The organism is Cryobacterium sp. M23 (assembly GCF_002929655.1).
Taxonomy (GTDB): Bacteria; Actinomycetota; Actinomycetes; order Actinomycetales; family Microbacteriaceae; genus Cryobacterium; species Cryobacterium sandaracinum.
The window spans coordinates 21,296-36,448 of record NZ_PJJV01000058.1; the positions used below are offsets into that span (position 1 = coordinate 21,296).

The window sequence follows — 15,153 nt, forward strand, 5'->3', positions numbered from 1 at the left end:
CTTGCGGCAGCAAGCGTGGCGCGGCGACTACCCGGCCGATGGCTGCTGCTGGGTGATGCAGTGGATGCCGCCGCCGCGCGCGAACAACGGCCGCGCCTCGACCGACACGACCGTTCGGCCCGGATACGCCGCGGCCAGGATCTCCCGGGCGACCTGGTCGGCCCGTTCCTCGCCGAAGCCGCAGGCGATCACGCCGCCGTTGACGACGAGGTGGTTGACGTAGTTGTAGTCCACGAAGCCGTCCTCGTCCGTGAGTGCGGCCGGTGCCGGCAGGTCGACGATGGTGAACGGCCGGCCCGCCGCATCCGTCTCCTCGGCGAGAACGGCGCGGAGCTGCCTGGTCACGGCATAGTCCGGGTGGGCCGGGTCGTTCTGCGCGTGCATCAACACCGTTCCGGGCGACGGGAGGGCGGCCACCATATCGACGTGGCCGCGGGTTCCGTAGCGCTGCTGGTCCCGGCTCAGGCCGCGCGGCAGCCAGACCAGGCGGGTGGCGCCGAGGGTACGGGCGAACTCGGCCTCGATCCTCGCCCGGTCGACGTAGGGGTTCCGGCCCGGATCCAGTTGAACGGTCTGCGTGGCCAGCACCGTTCCCGCGCCGTCGACGTGAATGCCGCCGCCCTCGTTCACGAGCACCGAGGAGATCACACTCGCGCCAGAGGCGGCGGTGACGAGCCTGCCTACCTCCATGTCTTTGCCCCAGCGCGCCCAATCCTGGGCACCCCAACCGTTGAATGCCCAGTCCACCGCCCCCAGCTGCCCGTCATCACCCAGCACGAAGGACGGGCCGATGTCGCGCATCCAGGCGTCGTCAAGTGGTGCCTCGATGATTTCGATCTCCGCGGAGAGGTACCGCCGAGCGGTCGCCACCTCGGCCGGGTCGACGACCATGGTGACGGGTTCGAATTCGAGGACCGCGTGGGCAACCGCGGTCCAGGTGCCGCGCGCCTCGTCGGCGGAATACGCATCCGTGCCGAGCGTGTAGCCGTCCACCGGGAATGCCATCCAGACCCGGTCCTGCGGCGCGGTCTCCGCCGGCATCAGCCAGGTCACGACTCCCCCGACGTCACCATCGCACCGAACGGAAGAGCCGGGTCGACCGGCGTGGTCAGCCCCGCATAGCTGTCCGGCCGTCGGGTGGCCAGGAAGGGAAACAGTGTGAGCCACTCCTCCCGTTGTGCCAGGTCGAGGTCGGCAACCAGCACCGCGGACTCATCACGGGGAGCCTGCACGAGCACACGACCGTAGGGGTCAGAGATGAAAGAGGAGCCGTAAAAGGTCAGGTCGCCCTCGTCGCCGTGACGATTGGGCACCACCATGAAGAGGCCGCTGGTGATCCCGTTGGCCACGATCACCTGCCGCCAGAGCGGTTGGGTGTCGAACGTCGGGAAGCCGGGCTCCGAGCCGATCGCCGTGGGGTAGACCAGCAGCTGGGCGCCGCCGAGGCCGTACAGCCGCGACACCTCGGGGAACCATTCGTCCCAGCAGGTGGGCAGCCCGATCCGGGCACCGCCCAGTTCCTCCGGCGCATAGACGGGATACGCGTCCTCGGCTGGGCCCGGTCGGAACCAGGTGTCCTCGTAGTAGCCCTCGGTGACCGGGATGTGCAGTTTGCGCGTGCGACCGAGTAGCCGACCGGTCGGCGAGACCAGGATGGCCGTGTTGTAACCGCGCGGGTCCTCCGGTGCATCCTCTGCGTCCGGTTTCTCGTAGAGGGAGGCGTGCACGACGATGCCGTGCAATTTGGCCTGCTCAGCCGCGAAGGCGAAGGTCGGTCCAGTCAGCAGGTCCTCGGCCGTCAGCTTCGGCACACCCTGTGCCCGTGCGTTGCCGGGGTATTTGCGCAGCGTCAGCTCGGGCAGGAAGGCTACGCGGGCACCCTGGTCGGAGGCCAGACGGATGCCCTCGGCCAGCTCCGCGCGCAGCGCGTTTTCGTCGACGTGCCAGCGGTGCTGCACAAGCCCGACCCGGAGCGGCGGCCGGGCCTCGCTCGACGTTCGGGTCAGCGGTTCGGCGATGCCGGGCGCGTTGATCACGAGCATGACGAGACCTCCCTGCGGAATAATTGATCACTTGATCAATAACCGTTGGCTAAAGATATATAGACTCAGGTTTCATGTCAACCGATCCGAGCGCATCGCGGCGCAAAGCACCGATCGAGCGGGCGGCGGAAATCGCCCGCGCCGCCCGGGAGATCGCCCTTGACGAGGGCTTGTCGGCCCTCACACTGCGTGCGGTCGCCTCCCGGATCGGGGTGACCCCGGCCCTGGTCAGTCACTACCAGCCGAGCATGGACTCCCTGGTGGCTTACACTTTCGGGGCGATCGTGGCCGCCGAGATCGGCGAGGTGGCGGAGGAGCTGGCGCCCTGCGAAACAGCCGTGGCGGCCCTGCAAACGCTGATCGACACTCTGCTCGGACCCGAACGCAGCACCGTGACCGCGGTCTGGCTCGACGCCTGGAGCCTCGGCCGACGCCACCCTGCGCTCGCCGTGGAGGTGGGCGTTCAGATGGACGCCTGGCAGGCGTTCCTGGCCGTCCTGCTCAACACCGGCTGCGCGCGCGGCGAATTCCGGGCGATCGACCCGGACGCCGTCGCCTGGCAGCTTTTGGCGATCATCGACGGGCTGAACGCGCACGCCATCGTGCGCTACGGCCATGCACAGCGGCTGCGCGGTCTCGTGCGCACCGTCGCCGAACACGAGCTGGGGCTGCGCTCCGGGGCCCTCGGGCCCGGGGACGACTCCGGCCGCCGACCCGAACCTGACCATCCCCCGGCACCGATTACCGTGCCTGTATGCTAGGTGCATACTTCCGGTCATGGTTCTGCTGTGAACGGACGAGCGCTGGTTGAGACAGTGCATGAGGCCCCGGCGATTCGTCGCCGGGGCCTTTCCCGTTGCGGAGCCGTCACTGAGCCCTCGACGTACTCCGCTGCGGGACGGTCGCTCCCAGCGGCCGACTCCCCGGCGGCCCGGAGCCGTCCCGATTCGCGTTGCCAATCCGGCGGCCCCGGAGCACTATGTGACACGATTCCGTGCCTGTCGCTGCCGCCGGGCACCTTTTCGAGGTGGAGGCCCCTGTGCAGATTCCAGCTTCCCTCGACTATGTGCGCGCCAGCACGGTCGACGATGCGATCACCCTACTCGAGCGCCACGGTCCGGAGTCCCGGGTCATCGCGGGCGGGCACAGTCTTCTGCCGATGATGAAGCTCCGGCTGGCCAGACCCGAGTGGCTGATCGACATCAACGAGCTCTTCGAACTGGACTTTGTGCTGCGCGATCGCGGCGGACCAGGCGCCGCTGCCCCAGCCGCCGGTCCTGGCTCCGGACGAGGTCGCCCAGATGCGTCGCCTGGTGCGCCGGATCGCCCTCGCCACGCCGGAACGCGTCAGCAGCCGCAGCCGGAAGAGCTCCCGGAGCGCCCCGAGGCTAGACCTGCGCCGCACGGTTAGGGCGGCGCAGCACAGCGGCGGGGAACCGGTGCGCCTGGTCTACCGGCGCCGGCGCACGCGACTGCGCCGTTTGATCCTGCTGTGCGATGTGTCCGGGTCGATGGAGCCGTACACGCGTGTTTCCCTGTCGCTCCTGCAGGGCGCGGTCGCGGGGGCCGAGGCCGAAGCCTTCATCTTCTCGACCGGATCAACCCGGCTGACCCGTCAGCTCGCGGTGCGCGACCCGGACCAGGCTCTGGCACGGGCTGCCGCCAGCACCCAGGACCGGGCAGACGGCACCAGGCTGGCAGAAAGCGTCCGCCATTTCACGGATGCCTGGGGTCGACGTGGCCTCGCCCGCGGGGCCGTCGTCGTGATCATCTCGGATGGGTGGGCGCTGGACGACCCGGAATCGGTGCACACCCAGATGGCCCGCCTGCGGCGCCTGGCCTACCGCATCATCTGGGTCAACCCCAGGAAGATCGCTTTGGACTACCAGCCGGTGGTGGGCGGCATGGCGGCCGCGTTGCCCTTTGTCGACGCGTTCGTCAGCGGGCACAGCTATGGGGCCCTGGCAGAAGTGGCGGCGGCGATTCGCGCCGACCGTTCGGACCCACACGAGAATACGAGGACCCGTTGATGGACATCAACAGCACGTTCTCCGTCGTCGCACCGATCGACGAGGTGTGGAAGACTCTGATGGACTTCGAACGTGTCGCCGGCTGCGTTCCGGGGGCACAGGTGCTAAACAAGTCTTCGGATGACGCCTATCAGGTCGGAATGAAAGTGAAACTGGGTCCGGTGACCATTCAGTACAGAGGTCAGATGACCGTTCTCGAACGCGATGCGACCGCGCACCGCGCCGTGTTCGAGGGGCGCGCTCAGGAGGCCCGCGGTCAGGGCACGGCGCAGGGTACGGCCACCCTCACCCTCGTCGAGGCGGAGGGCGAGACCCAGGGCACGGTCAGTGCCGAGGTGGCGCTTTCCGGCAAGGTGGCCGCGATGGGGTGCAGCATCATCGGCAGCGTCACGGACCAGATGATGGCCCTCTTCGCCGAGAACCTGCAGGCCATGGTCACGGGTCCGGCTCCGGAACCGGCGGTGCCTGCTGCCGGGGCCACGACCGGGCAGACCGCCGAGACGGTCAGTGGGACGGGAACCGCGACGGCTCCGCCCGCCGCGCCGACGGCCCGGCCCCTGGCCAAGGGCATCGTGATGGATCAGCTCAGCAGCCTGCCCAGGCTACTCGGCGTGATCGCAGCGGTGGCGTTTGTCGCCTATTGGATCGGCCGCCGCGCCGGCGGTCGGTAGACCCGGATGAGCGAAACCGGAAGGGTCACCACCTGTGCGTGAGGTTCTGAACCCGCTGCTGACGGGATGGCAGGCCGGCGGCATTGCCGGCCTGGCCACCGTCGTGCGCACCTTCCAGTCCGCCCCCCGGCCGGCCGGCGCGTCGATGCTGGTCACCGCCGACGGGGAGGTGGTCGGCTCGGTCTCCGGCGGCTGTGTCGAAAGTGCCGTCTACGACCTCGCGACCCAGGTGATCGAGGATGGGCGGCCGGTGCTGGTGCGCTACGGCATCAGCGACGACGACGCCTTCTCCGTTGGTCTGACTTGCGGCGGCATCCTCGACGTCTTCGTCGAGCCAGTCAGCCAGGTGAGCTTCCCGGAGCTGGCCGCTGTGGAGCAGGACATCACCGGATCGGCTCCGGTAGGGGTCGCGACCGTGATCGCGCACCCCGATCCCAGCCGTCTGGGCCGACACCTGATCATCCGGCCGCACGGCTTCGACGGCGATCTGGGCTCCGAACGGGCGAACCGGGCCATCGGCGACGATGCTCGCGGGCTGCTGGCCGCCGGACGCAACAGCACCCTCACCTACGGTCCCGACGGTGAACGACGCGGTGAGGGCATGCGGGTCTTCGTCAACAGCTACGCCCCGCGCCCACGGATGCTGGTGTTCGGCGCCATCGATTTCGCGGCCGCCCTGGCCCGGCTGGCTTCCTTCCTCGGCTACCGTGTCACCGTCTGCGATGCCCGCGAGGTCTTCGCCACGCCGGCCCGGTTCCCGGAGGCCGACGAGGTCATCGTCGGCTGGCCGCACCGCTACCTGGCCGAGCAGGTCGCGGCCGGGCTCGTGGATGAGCGCACCGTCGTCTGCGTGCTCACCCACGACCCGAAATTCGACGTGCCGCTCCTCAAGGTGGCCCTGACCCGCGGCCCATTCGCCTACATCGGTGCGATGGGGTCTCGGCGCACTCACGAGGACCGACTGACCCGGCTCCGCGAGGCAGGTGTGGGCGAGGCGGAGCTGGCAAGGTTGCACAGCCCCATCGGGCTGGATCTCGGCTCCCGAACCCCGGAAGAGACAGCCGTGTCCATCGCCGCGGAGATCATCGCCGAGCAGTGGGGCGGCACCGGAGAGCCGCTGGGCAGCCTGGCCGACCGGATCCACCACGACGACCTGGACGAGCCGACCTCGGTGTAGCCGCCGCCCTACTCCCGCATCCCGAAGCGGGCGTAGATCGGATGCAACCACCTCGGCGCCCACCAGAGGCCCTTCTCGAGCGAGGTCATCACAGCGGGAACCACGATGGTGCGCACGAGGGTCGCGTCCAGCAGCACGGCCACGGCGAGAGCGACGCCGATCTGTTTCATCTGCAGCAGATTGCCGGTCGCGAACCCGGCGAACACGATCACGATGATCAGGGCCGCGGAGGAGATGATCCGGCCCGAGCTCTGCAGACCCGTCTCGATAGCGAGCCGCGTGGCCTCACCCGCCTCGTAGTGCTCCTTGATCCGGGCGAGCAGGAACATCTCGTAGTCCATGGCCAGGCCGAAGCCGAAGGTGAGCACGAGGGTCAGGACCAGAGGGTCCACCCCGGCGATCTTATCGGCATCGAAATCGAGCAGGCCTGCGAGATTTCCCTCCTGGAAACCCCAGACCAGGATGCCCACGGAGGCGCCGAGCGAGATGACGCTGATCACGAGGGCGGTGAGCGGGATGACCACGGAACCGGTCATCAGGAAGAGCAGCAGGAACGTGGCCCCGGCGATGATCAGGGCAGCCCAGGGCGCGCCGGCGACCAATGAGTCGACATAGTCGACCGACGCGGCATCCGTGCCGCCGACCCAGTGGTCGAAGTCGGGCCGGTCGTCCCGGATCTCCCGCACAACGGCCGGGCCCGCGTTCTGGTCGACGCCGACGCGCGACACCCAATGCCCGTTCACCAGGGCCGGTGGTGTCGTGCCGGTGACGTTCGGCAGCGTCACCACCTCCTCGGCCCAGGCCGCGGCGGACGCCTCATCGGTGTCCGAGACGAGCTGCACCAGCGGGGCCGTGGCGAGGGGGAAGTGGTCGTTCAGCGCCGTGACAAACCCGTACTGGGTCGAGGCCTTCGGGATGGCGTCGGCGCCGCCGCTGGACACATTGATGTTTAGCGCGGGGCTGCCGAGCAGGAGGAGCACGGCGATGCCCCCGAGCGCCACGAGCACGGGCGCCCGTTGCACGCGGCGAGTCAGCCGGGAGAAGACGCCCTCCCGGGGGGCGACGTCGCCGAAACGGGTCAGGAGGGGACCGAGGCCGGGGGTGCGGGTCAGCAGGCCCGGCTTCAGCAGCCGTTCGCCGAAGTACCCGAGCAGAGCCGGCACAAGAACGAGCGCCGTCAGGATGGCGATCAGCACCACGGAGACCGCGCCGATGGCGATGGCACGGATGATCGTCGGTTCGAAGACCAGCAGGCCCACCGTGGCGATGGCGAAGGTCAGACCGGAGTAGAGCACCGTGCGGCCGGCCGTGTCCGCCGTGATGCCCACCGCCTGCAGCATCAGCTCGTGACGTTCCGTACGCGTCTCGCTGTCGCCGGCCCGCTCCACGAGTGCCCGGAACTCCTCGCGGAACCGGCTGACGATCAGGAGCCCGTAGTCGATGGAGAGCCCCAGCCCGATCACGGTGATGACGTTGAGCACCGTGGTGTCGATCTCCATCAGGTAGCTGAAGCCGAAGAGTGCCCCGAGAGCGCCGGCGATCGACGCCAGCGCCCCGATCAGCGGGATGCCGGCCGCCAGGAATCCGCCGAAGATGATCAGCATCACAAGGAGGGCGATCGGCAACGCGATCAGCTCGCCCTTCTGCAGGTCGGCCTCGGCGACCGCCACCAGGGATTCCACCAGGAGCGGGGTTCCGCCGACTTCCACGGTGGCGTCCGGCTCAAGCTGCCGGACCTCGTCGGCCGCCACGCCGAGCCGTTCTTCCACCTCGCCCAGCAGGTCATCACTGAGGTCACCGTCTGGTGCCACCATCTGGGCGTTCAGCAACAGTCCGGTGCCGTCGGGCACCAGGAGAGGCATCGCAGCCGGGTTCGGCGAGCCGTCAGGGAGCGGTGGGATGACGAGCGGGTTGATGACCTCGGTTACCCCGTCGACTTCCAACAGGTCGGTCGTGGCCGCGGTGAGGATCAGGCCCAGGTCCGGGGAGGACAGGTCGACGTCGTGGATCAGCAGAGAGAGAGATTCCATGTCTGCGCCCTCGGTGCCCTGCAGCAGATTGGCGGCCTGGCTGGCCTCGCCTTCAACGGTGGGTCCGGCGCTGGAGAGCCGCTGGAAGAGGTTCTCCCCCGTCACCCCGATCAGTGCCGTCGCCACGCACGCGGCGATCGTGAGCGCCCAGACCAGCAGTGAGGTGAACCGGTGACGGGCGATGAAAACGCCCAGTGTGCGCAGCATGGCAGAAGTCCTCCGGTCTCAGGCGGCTACCGCCAAATTACTCCACCCGGCGCCGACGGACCGACACCTGTCGGGTGCCGGGGCACACCGCGCGAGGTGTACGCTCGGAGTCATGCCCCGTATACCCATGGGGGTATACTCCGGGTTGGCCTGTTCGCTGCCACTTGGGACGAACGTGCGCCGCAAGATCCTTGTCGGTCGAGTCCGGGGCTCTGCGACAACTTCATCCCGAACGAATTCGACGGAGATTCTGCTCTAAACAGCGCCTGTGGGCTAAAAAATGGCAGTTTGACCCAAAATCTCCGTCGAATTGGTTCGAGACCGGAGACGACTAGGACTCACACTCACCTAGGGTGCCTCGTCGACGATGCCGATGAATGCGTTGCCGATGCCGTCGACCTCGGTGCGACTGAGGCCGGCGGCGGCATCTGGGAGTTCCTCGGATCCGTGGTAGTCACAGGTCAGATAGGTGAAGGCGGGCCACCACTTCTTGGGACGCGCGGCTTCGGAGAACCCGCAGACATCACAACGTAGTTCCACCCAGACCGGCTTCTTGCCGGTGCGGTTGGCCCGAGACTGCACGAGCCACGCCGGCGGGTTGCGCTCGATCTCGGCCAGTTCAGCCTCCGACATCCGGGAGGGCAGTTCGTGGCGCTGCGCCATTTCGATCGGGATATCCAGGCGCAGGGCGGCGATTCGTCGGGTAATCATCTTGATCAAGGATAGGCGTTTGCGGGCCGGGTAGCCTCGTCGGCGACGGCACTCCCTGCGTCAAACTCGACTTTCTCGACCCGCCGACGTCGGCCGAGGCCCGGAGCACCAACGGTGCGATCACGGTGCGGCTGCCACCGGACGGGGTGACCTTCCGGGTGGACGCCCGCACGACCAACCGCGAGAGTGACAGCGGGTCGGTCCCGAGCGACCCCTCCCCCGCCGTTTCATCACCGCGGCGATCACCAACGGGAAGGTGACGGTGGAAGCCCGCTGACCGTTCAAGGGGCACGCCCGTGAAACACTGGGGTATGCGCGATACCCTCTCCCCCCTCGGCCTGCTGCTCGACGTGGACGGGCCGATCGCCAGTCCGGTGTCCCGGACCATCGCCACACCGAGCATCATCACGGATCTGATCAGCCTGGCCGGAGCCAACGTTCCGATCGCATTCATCACCGGGCGGTCGTCGACATTCATCCGCGAGAAGGTTGTCGCGCCCCTCCGCGCAGCCGGACTGCCCGAGTCGATGCGCATGTACGGAGTCTGCGAGAAGGGAGCCGTCTGGTTCCCGATCACGGCCGCGGGGATGGGCGAAATCGTCGTCGATGACAGCGTGGCCCTGCCGGCCGCCGCCGTAGATATGCTGCGCAACCTCGTCGCCGACGGGTTCAGCGACACGATGTTCTTCGACGAGACCAAGCAGGTCATGGTCTCGGTCGAGCAGCGCACGGATGCCGACCACGGCCGGTACCAGGCCGCCGCGGTGGAGTTCAACGAGGCCGCATTCGGGGTGATGGTTGAACTCGGGCTGGGCATCCGTTTCGGTGATCGAGTCGTTCCGGACCAGGCCGGCACCGTGGGATTCCGGATCGACCCGACGATCATCTCGACCGACATCGAGTCGGTCACCCTGGACAAGGACCGCGGCGCGGAGCGGGCGCTGGCCTTTTTCTCCGAATCGGGAACACTCCCCCGGGTCTGGCGCTCGGTCGGCGACTCGCGCAGCGACTACCTGATGGCCGACCACCTGCATGCCGCCGGCTATGACGTCTCGCATGTGGATGTGCGGCCGTCCGACGGCATCCTCGAGCGCCCCTACCCCGTGATCGTAGAGGGGTCCCTGATCCACGACGCGGCCGGCGCAGAATTCCTCCGGTACTGGGTCGACAAGCTGGGCCTGCGCAAAGCGGCTACTCCGAACTGAAGCGGATGCCGTCCTGCAGGCGGCTCCGCAACTCGAACACCTTCTCGAAGCTGCCGCGGTCCATTCCGGGCAGCCCGCTGCGCAGCACCCCGATCAGCCGTGACCTCGGCAGCGTGATCACGGTCGGGCGCCGGCCACGTCCGGGGACCGTCAGAGGGTCAGTCAGGGCCTCGTCGGGAAGCACGACCAGCACAGCGGTGAACCTCACCCGCAGCGACTTCGCCAGAGCCCGCACGACACCCTCGACGTCTTCGATCGGACGAACATCGGGGCCGAGGGCGTCACCGACGAGCTCCCCACGCCGAAGCTGCACCGGCCCGCCCCAGTCCTCGGACAGGACCGCGAACAGTCCCGCCGGGCCGAGCACGACGTGATCGACCTTGCCGCCCCGCGTGCCGGCAGCCACATCATGCCAGGCCGTGAAGCCGATCCCGAGGGCGGAGACGAGTTGCGCCGTTGATTCCTCGGCCAGAGCCTTCGCCAGCCAATGCCGGATCTCCCGCGGCGCCGAACGGATCAGCGTCGGGGCATACGGGTCATCGATAGAGGTTCCGCGCCCGGCCCATTCCCGGAGCAGTTCGAGGTAACGCTGGCGCGCCTCGCCACCCGGATGGCCGTACATGCGCGCGCGCGGCCCAGCCTGCGTGGCCTGCCCACGGCCGGCTCCGGAGGCGTAGGCGGGGCGCTCCGGCTCGGGGAACGCGTCCGGGTATCGGCGGCGGTCATAGTCGGCGCGCCCCTCCGGGGTTCCCACCCGCTCCCACGCGATCTGAACGAGGTGGAAGGCGGCGGCGTCTCCGCCGACGTCCGGATGCGTGTGGCGCAGCAGGCGACGGTAGGCACGACGAAGTTCGTCGTCACTTGCCGACGGGCTGACGCCAAGTACCTCGTAGGGCGACGCCGCGGCCGGGCTATCTGACATCCAGCGTTCTCTTTCAGCGTTAGTGCGGCCGGCAATGGAACAGCCAGCCAATCGTTCCCTCACACTACCGACCCTGGCTGGCATAACACCGGATGCGCCCCGGGCCTCGGCCCGCAGAGACCCGATTTCATGGCACGATCAGCATATGACGACGCACGGCCAACGCCTCCACCGCTCGAGTACCCGACTTATCGGCATGTTCGCGGTGGGTGTCGTCGTCGCTGTTCTGGCCGGGGTGTGCGGGAGCTGGACCCTGGCTCCGATCGCGGGCTGGGCGGCCGCCTGCGTGACGTATGTCACCTGGGTGTGGATCACCATCGGCCCCATGGACATCCAGAACACGGCCAGCCATGCCACCCGGGAGGATTCGTCCCGAGGTGCCGCCGACATCCTGATTCTTTTCAGCAGCCTCGGCAGCCTCGGCGCTCTGGTGTTCCTGCTGGTGGGGACCGACACCAGCTCGGTCACCGCACGGGGAATCCTGGCGGCGGCGGCGGTGCTCAGCGTCGGACTCTCCTGGATTCTGGTGCACACCCTGTTCACGCTCCGCTATGCCTCGCTCTACTACTCCGGGCCCGACGGCGGGGTGGATTTCAACCAGGCGGTGCCACCGAGTTACGGGGATTTCGCCTACCTGGCCTTCACGATCGGGATGACTTTCCAAGTGTCAGACACCAGTCTGCAAACGCACGCAATTCGGATGACGGCGCTGCGTCACAGTCTGCTCTCGTACCTGTTCGGCTCGTTCATCTTGGCTACCCTGATCAACCTGGTGGCCGGCCTGTTGCGCTGACGAGGCCCGTCAGCCGGCGAACTCCCGGACCGGGCGCACGGCGCTCCCGCCGTAGACGGCCACCCACACGCCACCGTCGCTGTCCACGGTCAGCCCGTCGGGGTAGCCGGCCGCGGCCGGAAAGCCGGCAAAGGGAAATAGGCCAGGGAACCGGCCATCCGAGTCGCAACCGCCCTCGTTCATCCCCAGGCCGGGAACATTCCAGAGCACGTCCAGCTTGGTGACCGTTCCCGCGGCGTCCTCGAGCGCGAGGACGGCTCCGCCGACACTTCGGGGCCGGAGGGCCGCCGCGATCGAGCCGACATGGTGCCGGGGGCTGCTACCTAGTCGCGGAGGATCTGCACCGGGATGGCCACGGCCAGGGAAACGCAGAGGATGCCGCTGAGGAAGATCGGCAACTGCCAGGCCGTCACCTCGAACGCGAACCCGAACAGCCAGAGACCGAAGACGAAGATGGCCATTGCGACGGTGAAGGCGACGGCGTTCATGGTGCGATCCTTTCGAGCGATGCCCGCACTGAACGCCGGGCCGATGAGTCGAGCGTACCCGGTCGAGCGTCAGACCGGCGACGGCGCCCCGACGGGCTCGATGAGTTCCGGACCGTCACCGCGCACCGGGGCGACCTCGTGATAGCTCAGGCTCTCGACGGTCTCCCGGGAGGCGGCCACCGCGGCGTCGACCAGCGCCTGGTCACCCGGAGTATGGGGGTCGAGCCACTGGTCCCACCATTCTTCCGCCAGGATCACGGGCATCCGGTCGTGGAGGGCGGCCAGGGGACCCTCGGCGTCCTGGGTGAGAATCGTCGCGGACAGTACCCACCGGGCCGGGTCGTCGTCGGCCAGGGCCGGATTGCGCCACCAGGAGTAGAGGCCGGCGAAGGCCAGTGGAAGACCGTCGTCTGAGTGGATGAAGTACGGAGTCTTCACGGTGCCGTCCGTGTGCCACTCGTAGTAGCCCGTGGCCGGGACCAGCGCGCGCCGAGAGGCGACCGAACTCTTGAAGGTGGGCTTCTCCGCCGCCGTTTCGGCACGGGCGTTGAAGGTGGCGAAGGACGACTGCAGCTCGGTCGCGAATGAGGGGACCAGGGACCAACGCGCGCCCTCGAGCCGGCGCACGACCGGCCCGGCCTTGGCTGACTCGAGCACGATCGGGATCTTTTCGGTGGGTTTGATGTTCCACGACGGTTCCGGCAGGTTCTCGCCCTCGTGCTCGACATCGAACATCGCGGCGAGATCGGACGCCGTGTCCGTGATGATGAATCGACCGCACATGGGGACAGGTTACTACCGGACGCCGACACCCCGGCCTAAGAGCGCAGACCGTGCGGGCCATCCGCTAGCGTCGATTCCGGCGTCGGCGAGGCGCAGGAGCGAGGAAGACCGTCAATGGACGAGCGGAACATGCAGGATCGGTACAGTGCGGATGTACTTTCCCCCGGCTGGCGGGACGCTGGCCGGAAGGTCATTCCGACGCAGGAAGCCATGCCCGACCTGGTCGTCGAAGAGGTCGCGACCGGTTTTTGCGGTGCCGTGGTGCGGATCGAGAAGAAGATCGTCACCCTGGAGGACCGCCACGGTCAACTGCGCCTGTTTCCGCTCGGCGGCGGATTCTTGATTGACGGCGAGCCGGTGGTGCTCGTCGTCCCGGTCAGGGCGGCGCCGCAGGGCCGCGCCCGCACCGCCTCGGGATCGATGGCCGTGCGAGATGCCCCGGCACGGGTGGCCCGAGCCAGCCGCATCTTCGTCGAGGGCCGGCACGACGCCGAGCTTGTGGAAAAGGTCTGGGGAGCCGATCTACGGATCGAGGGGGTCGTCGTAGAGTACATCGAGGGCGTCGACAACCTCGAGGAGCTCCTGCAGGAGTTCCGCCCGGGACCCACCCGGCGGGTCGGGGTGCTGGTCGACCACCTGGTGCCCGGATCGAAGGAAAGCCGGATCGCCGACGCCGTGGCGCGCGGACCGCACGGCCGGAATGTGCTCGTGGTCGGGCATCCATATATCGACGTATGGCAGTCCGTGAAGCCGAACCGCCTGGGAATCACGACGTGGCCCGCGATTCCGCGCAGCATCGAATGGAAGCACGGGATCTGCGAGGCCCTCGGCTGGCCCCACGAGGACCAGGCCGATATCGCCCGGGCCTGGCAGCGGATCCTGGGTCGGGTGCGCACATTCGCCGATCTGGAGCCGCAACTGCTGGGCCGGGTGGAGCAGCTGATCGACTTCGTCACCACCGAGTAGTGCAGGGTGCGCCCTGATCGGGTCATAACCTGCAATCAACGTAACGCTTTGGAACCGAATTGGCACGGAATCTGGATGCACCGCGGCGATGTGGGCTAGGGTTATCTCAGTAGTTGTAGTGCTTGCACGTCTTAAAACGCGGTGACCCCGGTCGCCGCGGCGTATTCCTTTCGGAAGCGGACGACGAATACCGCGACGAACGGCCTCGAAAGTCGGGGCCTTTCTAACACTCCTGGAGGAGTCATAATGGCAACAGGTACCGTGAAATGGTTCAACGCTGAAAAGGGCTTCGGCTTCATCGCTCCCGACGACGGAAGCGCCGACGTGTTCGCGCACTACTCCGCGATCGCATCGAACGGCTACAAGTCGCTCGACGAGAACCAGAAGGTCGAGTTCGAGGTAACCCAGGGCCCGAAGGGTCCTCAGGCCGAGAATATCCGCGCCCTCTAAAGTGCGCAACTGCTCAACTAGCGAGGCGGCTTTCCGAGTCGCATAGCTCACGAGCTTCGACAACGCCCCTGCTTCGGCAGGGGCGTTGTCTGCGTTAAGCGAACTATTTGACGAGGTCCTGCCAGCCGTCACCGTCGACGTACTCGAAGATAAGGTTGGTCTCGGTGTGCGCAACCGCCGGATGCTCCGCCAGATGCTGCAGGACGAAGTCACGCAGGTCCGACGCGTCCGCCGCGGCCACGTGCAGCAGATAGTCGTCGGCGCCGGCGGTGTGGAACAGGCCGATCACCCCGGGCCAGTGCGGCGCCGCCGCCCGGAACGCGTCGATCTGCACGCGGGCGTGCTTGACCAGACGAACCGAGATCAACGCCTGTAGGGACGCGCCCAGCGCGGCCAGATCGATATTCGCGCGGTAGCCTCGGATGTGGCCCAGCTGCTGCAGCCGGCGCAGGCGCAGCGACACGGTCGACTCGGCGACGCCGATCTCCGCGGCCAGCGCCGCACCGGAGGCACGGGCGTTGACGGACAGCGCACGCAGGAGCGCCCGGTCGACCCGGTCGATTTCGGCTTTCTTCGGTTCCATCGGCCTACTCTTTCTTCCGTGAGCAGTTTATGCGAAAGCTTCCGCTGATTCGCAAGAGTCTGCAAGGATGATTGCGCCGTGCGGCAGAATCTGTT

Annotated in this window: 17 protein-coding genes and 1 pseudogene; 9 read left to right on the forward strand and 9 right to left on the reverse strand. The window is 67.7% G+C overall.

Annotated elements, in window-relative coordinates:
* Positions 1-27: 27 nt before the first annotated feature.
* Both CXY82_RS04805 and CXY82_RS04810 read right to left on the reverse strand, forming a co-directional pair.
* A complete protein-coding gene (locus CXY82_RS04805; RefSeq protein WP_104169914.1) occupies positions 28-1,053 on the reverse strand; it encodes an agmatine/peptidylarginine deiminase in 1,026 nt (341 codons plus the stop codon).
* Entirely contained in the window at positions 1,050-2,042 is a 993-nt protein-coding gene (locus tag CXY82_RS04810) for a nitrilase-related carbon-nitrogen hydrolase (RefSeq protein WP_104169915.1), read from the reverse strand. The genes CXY82_RS04805 and CXY82_RS04810 overlap by 4 nt, the downstream gene beginning before the upstream one ends.
* 74 nt (positions 2,043-2,116) lie before the next feature.
* Here CXY82_RS04810 and CXY82_RS04815 point away from each other — a divergent pair, with 74 nt between their 5' ends.
* The 5 genes and pseudogenes from CXY82_RS04815 to CXY82_RS04835 all read left to right on the forward strand — a co-directional run bounded on the left by CXY82_RS04815 (position 2,117) and on the right by CXY82_RS04835 (position 5,920).
* The gene (locus CXY82_RS04815; RefSeq protein ID WP_104169916.1) at positions 2,117-2,803 is read left to right on the forward strand and encodes a TetR/AcrR family transcriptional regulator; all 687 of its coding nucleotides are present in this window, start codon (positions 2,117-2,119) and stop codon (positions 2,801-2,803) included.
* Positions 2,804-3,108: 305 nt separating this feature from the next.
* A pseudogene (locus CXY82_RS17875) lies at positions 3,109-3,219 on the forward strand (FAD binding domain-containing protein); the annotation flags it as partial.
* Between the two features lie 49 nt (positions 3,220-3,268).
* Complete coding sequence (locus tag CXY82_RS04825) at positions 3,269-4,072, forward strand: VWA domain-containing protein (RefSeq protein ID WP_233199207.1); 804 nt, start codon at positions 3,269-3,271, stop codon at positions 4,070-4,072.
* Positions 4,072-4,743, forward strand: a complete 672-nt coding sequence (locus CXY82_RS04830; protein WP_104169917.1) for an SRPBCC family protein — start codon at positions 4,072-4,074, stop codon at positions 4,741-4,743. The genes CXY82_RS04825 and CXY82_RS04830 overlap by 1 nt, the downstream gene beginning before the upstream one ends.
* Positions 4,744-4,777: 34 nt before the next feature.
* A complete protein-coding gene (locus CXY82_RS04835; RefSeq protein WP_104169918.1) occupies positions 4,778-5,920 on the forward strand; it encodes an XdhC family protein in 1,143 nt (380 codons plus the stop codon).
* An 8-nt stretch (positions 5,921-5,928) separates the two neighbouring features.
* On the opposite strand, the gene CXY82_RS04840 is transcribed toward CXY82_RS04835, so the two are convergent.
* Positions 5,929-8,157 carry an MMPL family transporter gene (locus CXY82_RS04840; protein ID WP_104169919.1) on the reverse strand — a complete coding sequence of 743 codons (2,229 nt, stop codon included), beginning with the start codon at positions 8,155-8,157 and terminating at the stop codon, positions 5,929-5,931.
* 348 nt (positions 8,158-8,505) lie between these two features.
* Positions 8,506-8,868 (reverse strand): hypothetical protein, encoded by a 363-nt coding sequence (locus CXY82_RS04845; RefSeq protein WP_104169945.1) that lies wholly within the window; start codon positions 8,866-8,868, stop codon positions 8,506-8,508.
* A gap of 296 nt (positions 8,869-9,164) precedes the next feature.
* Between CXY82_RS04845 and CXY82_RS04850 the strand changes: the two genes are divergently transcribed.
* On the forward strand, positions 9,165-10,073 hold the full coding sequence (locus CXY82_RS04850; protein ID WP_370443681.1) for a hypothetical protein: 909 nt from the start codon (positions 9,165-9,167) through the stop codon (positions 10,071-10,073).
* Here CXY82_RS04850 and CXY82_RS04855 read toward each other — a convergent pair.
* On the reverse strand, positions 10,060-10,995 hold the full coding sequence (locus CXY82_RS04855) for a DnaJ domain-containing protein (protein WP_104169921.1): 936 nt from the start codon (positions 10,993-10,995) through the stop codon (positions 10,060-10,062). The two genes, CXY82_RS04850 and CXY82_RS04855, sit on opposite strands and share 14 nt — an antisense overlap.
* Before the next feature lie 145 nt (positions 10,996-11,140).
* On the opposite strand from CXY82_RS04855, the gene CXY82_RS04860 reads away from it, so the two are divergent.
* Positions 11,141-11,788, forward strand: a complete 648-nt coding sequence (locus CXY82_RS04860) for a DUF1345 domain-containing protein (RefSeq protein ID WP_233193972.1) — start codon at positions 11,141-11,143, stop codon at positions 11,786-11,788.
* Between the two features lie 9 nt (positions 11,789-11,797).
* On the opposite strand, the gene CXY82_RS17535 is transcribed toward CXY82_RS04860, so the two are convergent.
* The 3 genes from CXY82_RS17535 to CXY82_RS04865 all read right to left on the reverse strand — a co-directional run bounded on the left by CXY82_RS17535 (position 11,798) and on the right by CXY82_RS04865 (position 13,059).
* Positions 11,798-11,998, reverse strand: a complete 201-nt coding sequence (locus CXY82_RS17535; RefSeq protein WP_198411978.1) for an SMP-30/gluconolactonase/LRE family protein — start codon at positions 11,996-11,998, stop codon at positions 11,798-11,800.
* 113 nt (positions 11,999-12,111) lie between these two features.
* Positions 12,112-12,276, reverse strand: coding sequence for a hypothetical protein (locus tag CXY82_RS17540; RefSeq protein WP_158250294.1), 165 nt, complete (start codon positions 12,274-12,276; stop codon positions 12,112-12,114).
* Positions 12,277-12,345: 69 nt separating this feature from the next.
* Positions 12,346-13,059, reverse strand: a complete 714-nt coding sequence (locus CXY82_RS04865) for an SOS response-associated peptidase (RefSeq protein ID WP_104169923.1) — start codon at positions 13,057-13,059, stop codon at positions 12,346-12,348.
* A gap of 129 nt (positions 13,060-13,188) precedes the next feature.
* On the opposite strand from CXY82_RS04865, the gene CXY82_RS04870 reads away from it, so the two are divergent.
* Entirely contained in the window at positions 13,189-14,025 is an 837-nt protein-coding gene (locus CXY82_RS04870; protein ID WP_104102232.1) for a DUF3097 domain-containing protein, read from the forward strand.
* Between the two features lie 246 nt (positions 14,026-14,271).
* Positions 14,272-14,475 carry a cold-shock protein gene (locus tag CXY82_RS04875; RefSeq protein ID WP_035840308.1) on the forward strand — a complete coding sequence of 68 codons (204 nt, stop codon included), beginning with the start codon at positions 14,272-14,274 and terminating at the stop codon, positions 14,473-14,475.
* 103 nt (positions 14,476-14,578) lie between these two features.
* Here the strand turns inward: CXY82_RS04875 and CXY82_RS04880 are convergent, their stop codons facing one another.
* Complete coding sequence (locus tag CXY82_RS04880) at positions 14,579-15,058, reverse strand: Lrp/AsnC family transcriptional regulator (protein ID WP_104102139.1); 480 nt, start codon at positions 15,056-15,058, stop codon at positions 14,579-14,581.
* Positions 15,059-15,153 lie beyond the last annotated feature (95 nt).

What these genes read in the sequence shown, in the direction of transcription:
- CXY82_RS04860 (WP_233193972.1), top strand. Translation starts at nt 11,141, where the DNA reads ATGACGACGCACGGCCAACGCCTCCACCGCTCGAGTACCCGACTTATC.
- CXY82_RS04810 (WP_104169915.1), bottom strand. Translation starts at nt 2,042, where the DNA reads ATGCTCGTGATCAACGCGCCCGGCATCGCCGAACCGCTGACCCGAACG.
- CXY82_RS04840 (WP_104169919.1), bottom strand. Translation starts at nt 8,157, where the DNA reads ATGCTGCGCACACTGGGCGTTTTCATCGCCCGTCACCGGTTCACCTCA.
- CXY82_RS04875 (WP_035840308.1), top strand. Translation starts at nt 14,272, where the DNA reads ATGGCAACAGGTACCGTGAAATGGTTCAACGCTGAAAAGGGCTTCGGC.
- CXY82_RS04865 (WP_104169923.1), bottom strand. Translation starts at nt 13,059, where the DNA reads ATGTGCGGTCGATTCATCATCACGGACACGGCGTCCGATCTCGCCGCG.
- CXY82_RS04880 (WP_104102139.1), bottom strand. Translation starts at nt 15,058, where the DNA reads ATGGAACCGAAGAAAGCCGAAATCGACCGGGTCGACCGGGCGCTCCTG.
- CXY82_RS04870 (WP_104102232.1), top strand. Translation starts at nt 13,189, where the DNA reads ATGCAGGATCGGTACAGTGCGGATGTACTTTCCCCCGGCTGGCGGGAC.
- CXY82_RS04845 (WP_104169945.1), bottom strand. Translation starts at nt 8,868, where the DNA reads ATGATTACCCGACGAATCGCCGCCCTGCGCCTGGATATCCCGATCGAA.
- CXY82_RS04830 (WP_104169917.1), top strand. Translation starts at nt 4,072, where the DNA reads ATGGACATCAACAGCACGTTCTCCGTCGTCGCACCGATCGACGAGGTG.
- CXY82_RS17540 (WP_158250294.1), bottom strand. Translation starts at nt 12,276, where the DNA reads ATGAACGCCGTCGCCTTCACCGTCGCAATGGCCATCTTCGTCTTCGGT.
- CXY82_RS04815 (WP_104169916.1), top strand. Translation starts at nt 2,117, where the DNA reads ATGTCAACCGATCCGAGCGCATCGCGGCGCAAAGCACCGATCGAGCGG.
- CXY82_RS04855 (WP_104169921.1), bottom strand. Translation starts at nt 10,995, where the DNA reads ATGTCAGATAGCCCGGCCGCGGCGTCGCCCTACGAGGTACTTGGCGTC.